Annotated in this window: 7 protein-coding genes; 4 read left to right on the forward strand and 3 right to left on the reverse strand. The window is 39.0% G+C overall.

What is annotated here, in order from left to right:
• Positions 1 to 23: 23 nt before the first annotated feature.
• Positions 24 to 359: a L,D-transpeptidase gene (locus V7149_RS22285; RefSeq protein WP_335347777.1), complete on the reverse strand. Its 336-nt coding sequence runs from the start codon at positions 357 to 359 to the stop codon at positions 24 to 26.
• Positions 360 to 540: 181 nt separating this feature from the next.
• Here V7149_RS22285 and V7149_RS22290 point away from each other — a divergent pair, with 181 nt between their 5' ends.
• The 3 genes from V7149_RS22290 (at position 541) to V7149_RS22300 (ending at position 4,349) form a co-directional block, all read left to right on the forward strand.
• Positions 541 to 1,542 carry a cation diffusion facilitator family transporter gene (locus V7149_RS22290; protein ID WP_335347778.1) on the forward strand — a complete coding sequence of 334 codons (1,002 nt, stop codon included), beginning with the start codon at positions 541 to 543 and terminating at the stop codon, positions 1,540 to 1,542.
• Between the two features lie 310 nt (positions 1,543 to 1,852).
• Positions 1,853 to 2,245, forward strand: coding sequence for an ArsR/SmtB family transcription factor (locus tag V7149_RS22295; protein ID WP_335347779.1), 393 nt, complete (start codon positions 1,853 to 1,855; stop codon positions 2,243 to 2,245).
• Positions 2,223 to 4,349 carry a heavy metal translocating P-type ATPase gene (locus tag V7149_RS22300; RefSeq protein ID WP_335347780.1) on the forward strand — a complete coding sequence of 709 codons (2,127 nt, stop codon included), beginning with the start codon at positions 2,223 to 2,225 and terminating at the stop codon, positions 4,347 to 4,349. Before V7149_RS22295 ends, V7149_RS22300 begins: the two co-directional genes overlap by 23 nt.
• 248 nt (positions 4,350 to 4,597) lie before the next feature.
• Here V7149_RS22300 and V7149_RS22305 read toward each other — a convergent pair whose 3' ends face one another.
• Both V7149_RS22305 and V7149_RS22310 read right to left on the reverse strand, forming a co-directional pair.
• Positions 4,598 to 6,319 (reverse strand): glycine betaine ABC transporter substrate-binding protein, encoded by a 1,722-nt coding sequence (locus V7149_RS22305; protein ID WP_335347781.1) that lies wholly within the window; start codon positions 6,317 to 6,319, stop codon positions 4,598 to 4,600.
• 2 nt (positions 6,320 to 6,321) lie between these two features.
• Entirely contained in the window at positions 6,322 to 7,527 is a 1,206-nt protein-coding gene (locus V7149_RS22310; RefSeq protein WP_438824143.1) for a quaternary amine ABC transporter ATP-binding protein, read from the reverse strand.
• A gap of 208 nt (positions 7,528 to 7,735) precedes the next feature.
• Here V7149_RS22310 and V7149_RS22315 point away from each other — a divergent pair, with 208 nt between their 5' ends.
• A complete protein-coding gene (locus V7149_RS22315; RefSeq protein ID WP_335347783.1) occupies positions 7,736 to 8,533 on the forward strand; it encodes a hypothetical protein in 798 nt (265 codons plus the stop codon).
• Positions 8,534 to 8,543: the final 10 nt, after the last annotated feature.

Below are 8,543 nucleotides of genomic sequence, written 5' to 3' on the forward strand. Positions count from 1 at the left end.
ATCCCATTATAAACAAAAGTAACTCATTTATGAATATAAACGCTAGTCCCAACCCGAACTCTGGATGATAGGTCTAGAACATCATAATTGAACATGCGAATACATCCGTGTGAGACATTTTTTCCAATCGAAGCGGGGTTATTTGTACCGTGTATCCCATAATGAGGTGCTGACAATCCCATCCAAAGCACTCCAAATGGTCCGCCGGGATTAGGTTGTTTATTAATAATCTTGTAAGTCCCAGAAGGTGTAGGTGTCAATATTTTTCCAACAGCAATAGGGTAGGTCTTTATTAATCTGTTTCCATCAAACAATTTTAATTGATGCTTTGATGTAGAAACATCGATCCATCGTACCATGTAGATCAACTCCGTTTTTTGACTATTGTATGAGCAAGCTTAGGCTTTTGTTAATGACGGTTTGCAGGAGTAAAAAGGAAATAGTTTACAAACACTAAAGCCATTAAGCATGAAAATGGTGATGGAATAATGTCCACTTTTTTAAGAAAAATATTAAGAAAAGGCTCTTGGAGGAGATAATGTGGCAAATGAAGCAAAACAAGATAATTTATTATCGCTTATAAAGAAGGGAAATAAATCCTCTGCAGTAGCAGCTATAGGTAATACTGTAATAGCAGTGGCCAAAGGAATTGCCTATGTCTTAAGTGGAAATGGGGCTATGTTTGCTTCTACAATGCATTCCCTCGCTGATGCAGTAAATCAAGGGTTTGTTTTTGTCGGCAGTGTACTTTCAGAAAAAAAACCGACACGCAGGTTTCCTGCTGGTTTTGGCAGGGTGATCAATATTTTCTGTATGATCGCCGTTATTGTTGTGACTATAATGGCTTATGAAACAATAAAAGAAGGCTGGCATTTACTTCAACACCCCGTAAGCAAAACAGGTGGATTTTGGCTGAGCGTCATTGTTTTAATCATTAACCTTGCGATAGACGGTGCTATTCTAGTTAAAGCGATGAAAGAGATATTAAAAGAAGCGAGAGTTGAAAATATAAATGGATTTGGGATTGTATCAGGAGCATTGAAAAATGTCGGCAGAGCAGCCCCACCTACCCGCTTAGTTTTTTACGAGGACATTGTGGCGTGTTTAGGTGCATTATTAGCGCTAATTGCTATCGTTGTTACCTCTTTAACAAACTTTAATGCATTAGATGGAATAGCCACTATTCTGATCGGTGTACTGATGGTCGGAGTTGCTTTTAGGGTGGGATTTGATAATATGGTCGGTCTCATAGGAGTAGCCGCTCCACAGGAAATAGTGGAAAGAGTTCAAAATGCTATCTTTAGTGATAAGGAAGTTGCTGATATAAGAAAACTTCGAATTTTACAAGAGGGAAGGTACTATCATGTCGAGGGACTCATCGAATTAAGAAAAGGCCTCTCCCTCTCAATTGCTGATGATATAAAGTTCAGGGTACAGGATAAGATCATGGATGATCCAGATATAACCGATGTGACCCTCGGAATTATTGAGGATGACGATATTAAAAGTTGGTCCACTGATAATTTGAAGGGACTGACATGACCAAGTATATTCATTATAAACACTGCAGGTGCTTAAAGTTTCAATAATAAAAAGGCTGTCGAATTATTTCCGACAGCCCTATTTGTTTGGTCAAAAAAAATCCAGCTGTTTTCTCCAGCAGGTCTCCTCAAAAATAAAGCGGGCTAAGATTTCTTGTGATCTTCTAAGCTCAGTGTCATATGGAGTTCCATTGGTTGCAACTTTTCTCCTTATTCAAAAGAATATTTGAATATATCTTTTGACAGTTTATTGATGAACAGCATAAACTAATATGTAAATAATCAAATGCTCATTTGAATGAGGTGGATGAATGAGTCAAAAAAATATAACTGCAGATGACTCCTGTGAAACATTTTGCTTTGATGAAGAAAAGGTCAATCGGATCCAACAGAGAGTGGACGAAGTGAATGGAGTAGAATTATTATTTAAAGCCTTGTCTGATGCCACCCGAATTAAAATTGCCTATGCGCTAACAATAGAGAAAGAATTATGTGTTTGTGACGTAGCAAATATTATTGGATCTTCAACGGCTACAGCTAGCCATCATTTACGATTATTGCGTGATTTGGGGTTAGCGAAGCATCGAAAGGAAGGAAAGCTTGTTTTTTATTCCTTAGCGGATGATCATGTACATCAATTAGTATCGATCGCATTAATTCATTCTAAAGAGGGTGTAAGCAATGGGGGAAGCGCTGGAGAATAATAAAGAAATATACAGGTTACAAGGACTTTCTTGCGCCAATTGTGCAGCAAAATTTGAAAAAAACATTCGTGAAATTGATACGGTGAATGATGTTCAATTAAATTTCGGTGCATCAAAATTAACAATCATCGGGGAAGCAACGATTGAACAGCTAGAGGAAGCCGGCGCATTCGATGGAATTAAGGTACTTCCTGAGAACCAAAGAGGAAAAGAAGAAAAGGTGTCATTTTGGAAGAAGGTCGAAAATAAAAATACGATGGCTTCACTTTCCTTCCTAATATTAGGATATGCGTCAATGTATACATTGGGAGAGAGCCACATAGCTACAATCTTCACTTTTGCTTTATCGATTATACTTGGCGGGTTTGATCTTTTTAAGGTCGGGTTAAAAAACCTTACAAAGCTGCAATTTGATATTAAAACTCTGATGACAATCGCGATCATTGGTGCGGCCATTATCGGAGAGTGGAGTGAAGGGGCAATTGTGGTTTTCTTATTCGCCTTGAGCGAGGCTTTAGAAAGCTACTCCATGGATAAAGCACGAGAATCGATTCGCTCTTTAATGGATATTGCTCCAAAAACCGCTTTAGTGAGGCGCGGAAATCAAGAAATGGAATTAGATGTTGAAGATATCGAATTAGGCGATATTTTAATCATTAAGCCCGGGGAAAAGCTGGCAATGGATGGGGAAGTCGTACAAGGGCAATCTTCTATCAATCAAGCAGCCATCACGGGCGAATCCATCCCTGTTTTAAAAATTCCTGGTGATGAAGTATTTGCCGGCACATTAAATGAAGAAGGTTCATTAGAAGTAAAAGTCACGAAACGGGTGGAAGATACAACGATTGCGAAAATTATCCACTTAGTGGAAGAGGCGCAGGCAGAGCGCGCTCCTTCGCAAGCATTTATTGATAAATTTGCGAAATACTATACTCCCGCCATTATGATTATCGCTTTTTTAATCGCGATTGTTCCTCCATTACTCATGGCTGGAGATTGGTCCGAATGGATTTACCGAGGCCTTGCTGTATTAGTTGTCGGCTGCCCGTGTGCTTTAGTTATTTCTACTCCAGTTGCAATTGTCACAGCCATTGGGAACGCAGCGAAAAAAGGTGTATTAATTAAAGGCGGCATTCACTTAGAAGAAGCGGGACGTTTAAAAGTAATTGCCTTTGATAAAACCGGCACATTAACAAAAGGGACACCAGAAGTGACTGATATGAAAGCATTAGAAGGACATTGCGAAAAAGAATTATTGGGAATCGCCATGGCTATTGAGAAATTTTCACAGCATCCTTTAGCATCCGCGATCATTCGAAAAGCTGAAAAAAATGGGATTTCCCCAAATGACTTTACTGCTGAAGATTTCCAATCCATTACGGGTAAAGGGGCAAAAGCTCGAGTTCAGGATGTTGTCTATTATATTGGAAGTCCTAAGCTTTTTGCCGAGATGAATCATCTTCCTGCTGCCGTTGAAAATGAAGTAAAAGCGTTGCAAATTCATGGAAAAACAGTCATGTTAGTGGGTACAAAAGAAGAGCTTATTGGACTAATAGCTGTTGCCGATCAGGTGAGGGACAGCAGCGCTGAAGTCATTCGAAAATTGTATAATATCGGCATACAAAAAACGATTATGCTGACGGGGGATAATCAAGCAACAGGTCATGCAATCGCTAGGCAAGTTGGGGTAAATGATGTAAAAGCCGATCTATTGCCTCAAGATAAATTAGAAACGATTAAATCTTTAAAAGAACAATACGGAAAAGTGGCTATGGTCGGAGATGGAGTCAATGATGCACCAGCCTTAGCAACAGCCACGATTGGGATCGCCATGGGCGGGGCAGGGACCGATACAGCAATCGAAACTGCTGATATTGCTTTAATGGCCGATGATTTAAATAAGCTGCCATACACTATCCAGCTAAGCCGCAGAGCCTTAAGGATTATTAAGGAAAATATTTCGTTCGCCCTAGGACTCAAATTATTAGCGTTAATTTTAATAGTTCCAGGCTGGCTGACGTTATGGATGGCGATTTTTGCGGACATGGGAGCGACACTCATTGTCGTGTTAAATTCATTGCGGTTATTGAGGGTAAAGGAGTAACCGTGAAATAGAATTAATGAAAGAGGCTATCCAATTGGATAGCCTCTATTCATGTTCAATTTTTTATGAAAGTGTGATTCTTTTACCGAAAAAATAAAAATCGAAGCTACGCGGTCAATGAAAGTGTTGTTCATTTACCCAAATAATCAAAAGAATACTCGTAAGGTTAATAATATGACTATTCGTTTATCCAAGGTACTTTTTCGTCATAAACCTATTGGTCAAATCCTTATCTCCGGCGCTATTCCTTATTTCAAATCCTCAATCGAATTAATATCAACATAATTTGGGACAACTAATCCAAGTTTTGTCCCTTTTAGGTTCGGGCCAAGGTCAACAATATCGTTCTTATACGTATTGTAATATTCGAGATGAGTAGTTGGCAGCCAGGCAGCGACCATGGCATCGGCACTGCCGTTTGCAATCCCGGCAAACATCGGGCCGACTTCAACCTGACTCAGCGTTACATCGTAGCCATTCTGCTCAAGCACCTTCGCAATGACATTTGTGCTCGCTATTTCAGTATCCCAAGCTACATAAACAAGTTTGACCTTTTCGCCATTCCCCGCTTGGGCACCGTTTGTCCATTTGGCTACTTTGTCTGGATTGGCAGCAATCCATTTTTCAGCAGCATCAGCTGGATCCGCGCCTTTTTCAATTTCGACCATCACGTTTTCCATATCACTCGTTTCCCAAAAGAATTGATCGAGGATTTTATAAGCACCAGGGGCATCTTGATCAAGCCCTTTTCTAACGATTGTATTAATATTTTCAGCTTTGCCAAAGGCACCTTTTGGATCTTCGAGATACTTTAAATCAAATGATGAGAACATCCAATGTGGTGACCATCCCGTGACAATGATGGGTTCCTTCTTATCAATGGCTTTCTTTAATACGGCAACCATTGCGGCTGATGAGCCTTCAACTAGCTGCCATTTTTCTAATCCGTACTCCTCTAACATTTGATGGGACGTTGCCATTATTCCAGCTCCAGGCTCAATCCCGATAATTTTATAATTGGTTTGAGCCCCGATTCCACTCGCATTTTCATCTTCAGCAGTACTTTTTGTAAACGATAATACGAGTGCAGTTCCTACTAGTAGGATCGCTAAAATAGATAAAATCACCTTTTTGCTAACAATATTTTCATACGCCGGCTTGCGAAGGTTTTGCGAGATCCGGTCGAGAATAATGGCAATAATCACGATGGATAATCCGGCTTCAAAGCCTTGTCCCACATTTATTTGGCTTACCGCCCGATAAACGTCCGCTCCAAGTCCCGGCGCTCCAACTAATGAAGCCGTCACAACCATGGATAGGGCAAGCATGATACTCTGGTTTACTCCCGCCATAATCGTTGGAGTGGCTAAGGGTAATTGGACTTTGAACAATTTTTGGCTAGGTGTAGAACCGAAAGCATCTGAAGCTTCAATTAAATCTTCTGGCACTTCCTGTATCCCAAGATTGGTCATACGGATGGTCGGAGCAATCGCAAAAATAAAGGAAGCAATAATTCCCGGCACAACACCAATTCCGAAAAATAAAATAGATGGAATTAAATAAACAAAAGCCGGCATTGTTTGCATGAAGTCTAAAATAGGCGTAATAATGCTTTGCGCTGTTTTACTCCGTGCACACCAAATTCCTAGTGGTATCCCAATGACAATTGTGAGCAAGCCTGACAAAACAACGATGGCCAGTGTTTGAATACTTGAATCCCAATATCCAAGATTATTAATCAACAGTAAGCTAATCAGCGTAAAAATTCCTAATGGCCATCTGCTCGTATAAGTAACTAAAAGGGCTAAAATGATAATTAATACGATAGGAGGACCTGCACTTAATACATCCACTAAAATATTTAAAAGCCCCTCGACCGCACTTGTTATGAATGAAAATAATCCAGCAAATGTGACGGTTATCCAATTAACGAGCGTATCGATCCATTGTCCTAATGGGATTTTTGGCATGCTCAATCACTCTCCAAATCGTTCAAAGAATCTTTATTCCCTGCAAGAGCACCAATTACGGCACCACGAATAACGATTCCTTTCAATCTTCTTTCTTCATCAATAACCGCTAATGGCAGACTGGATGTTGCTATATCATCCATAAATTCGGCAAGCAATGCATCTTCTGTAACGGTAGGAAGGTCGGTTGCCATCGCTTCGGAAATGGATTGGTTTTGGTCGATTGCCTGGCGAGCTTGTTCAGCCATTAACACACCCAATAACTTATTTTTTCGATCAACGACAAATATGCTGGAATATCCTTGCTTTCGCATAATTTCCAGAGCCACCCTCGGACCGCGGTCTGGACTAATTTTTTCTGGCCGTTTCATTACATGGGATGCCGTTAATACTTTCGATAAATCGACATCCTCCACGAATTTCTCAACAAATTCATTGGCTGGATTCATCATTATTTGTTCAGGGGTTCCTAATTGAATGACACTGCCGTCTTTCATTAAAGCAATTCTGTCCCCAATTCGGAGTGCTTCATCTAAGTCATGCGTGATAAAAATAATCGTTTTCTTGTACAGTTCCTGGATTTCGAGTAATTCATCCTGCATGTCTTTACGAATGAGTGGATCTAAGGCACTGAACGCCTCATCCATTAATAATATTTTCGTATCGCTTGCGAGAGCCCGCGCAAGCCCGACCCTTTGCTGCATTCCGCCGCTTAGTTGGGATGGGAGCTGGTCTTCATAGCCTTTTAAACCAACAACTTCAAGGGCTTTCAGCGCTTTTTCACTGCGTTCTTCTGGAGGAACATTTTTAATTTCGAGACCAAACTCTGTGTTTTCTAAAATGGTTTTGTGCGGAAATAAAGCAAACTTTTGAAAGACCATACTAATCTTCTTTTGTCTAACTTCTCGCAGTCTTGCGGCATTCATCTTTACGATTTCTTCATTTTCAATCAGAATTTCCCCGATTGTAGGGTCAATTAGCCTATTAAACATACGGATTAAGGTTGATTTCCCACTTCCAGATAACCCCATGATGACAAATATTTCACCGGGAAAGATTTCGAAATGGACCTTATTCACACCAACTGTTTGCCCAGTTGCTTTCAAAATTTCCTTTTTCGTTTTTCCTTGCTTTAATAAATCAATGGCAGCTTTAGGCGATTTGCCAAAAATCTTCGAGACATTTCTAACTTCTACAATAGGCTTCAATCTAAACACCTCATTTTCTAAGTTGCCAAATATCATATGTAGTTTTGCCGATTAATTAACTTTATATGTTGGTTTTGTGCAGGGGCATTGGCGACTGAAGCTCTGTAGACGGGAAATTTTTGGAGTGAATTTATTTAAGTGGGAGTTTGTCCCAAACATTCATTTCCTTTTCGAATATTATTTTAATAAAAGGCTGGTGAGCTAAATAATGTATTTAGTTGGCTTCTATTCGCCAAAAGCAAAATCAGGTGTAACGGAATTGTCTTTATCGATTTATCAGTGGCTTAAAATGAATACGCCTTTATCTGCAGCATTTATTTCCTATGGGGCTTTAGAAAAAGAAGAGAATTCCAATGGGTTTATCCACGAATTCTCCAAATTATCATTAACAGAGCAAAAGCGAAAAGTGAAAAGGATGAAGAAGGAATACGATATTATTATTTACGATGCTTCTAGTCAACTTTCCGAAGGGGTTTTAAAGCTATTGCCTATTGTGGATCGATTATTTGTTGTTGGTGAAGAGCATACAAACTTTGCAGTAAAACTGCATCAAATCATTCAATTTAATAAAATTTTTGATAAGAGCGTAAAGAGTTTTATTACACATTTACAAGGGAATAAAACTTTTATTATCCGTGAAAATAAGGTTGATCGTGTAATTGGATTTAATTATACAAAAGAAGAAGCAAATGAAATTGGTCAAATGGTATATACAGATTATGTTACCCATTATTTAGAGGGGAAATTTATTGAAAAAAATGAAAAAGTCTATAATAAAATTAAACAAATTCCGAAAGAAGAATTGTACAGAGGCTTGTACGAACTTGGTATTGATTTTGAAAAAGCACTGCTCTTTCATAAATTTATTATGATGCGTGAAGCATTAGGGCAAAACTACAATGAAGCACTTGAAAATCTATTTCCATTATTAATAAATTCCTCTTTCCAAGAACTTCTAGAAAAATTTGAAAGTGAATTTTATTTCATAACAAAATTTAAAATTTAATAATCATCCA

It is taken from the genome of Bacillus sp. JJ1503 (genome assembly GCF_036965125.1).
In the GTDB taxonomy this organism is placed as follows: Bacteria; Bacillota; Bacilli; order Bacillales; family Cytobacillaceae; genus Cytobacillus.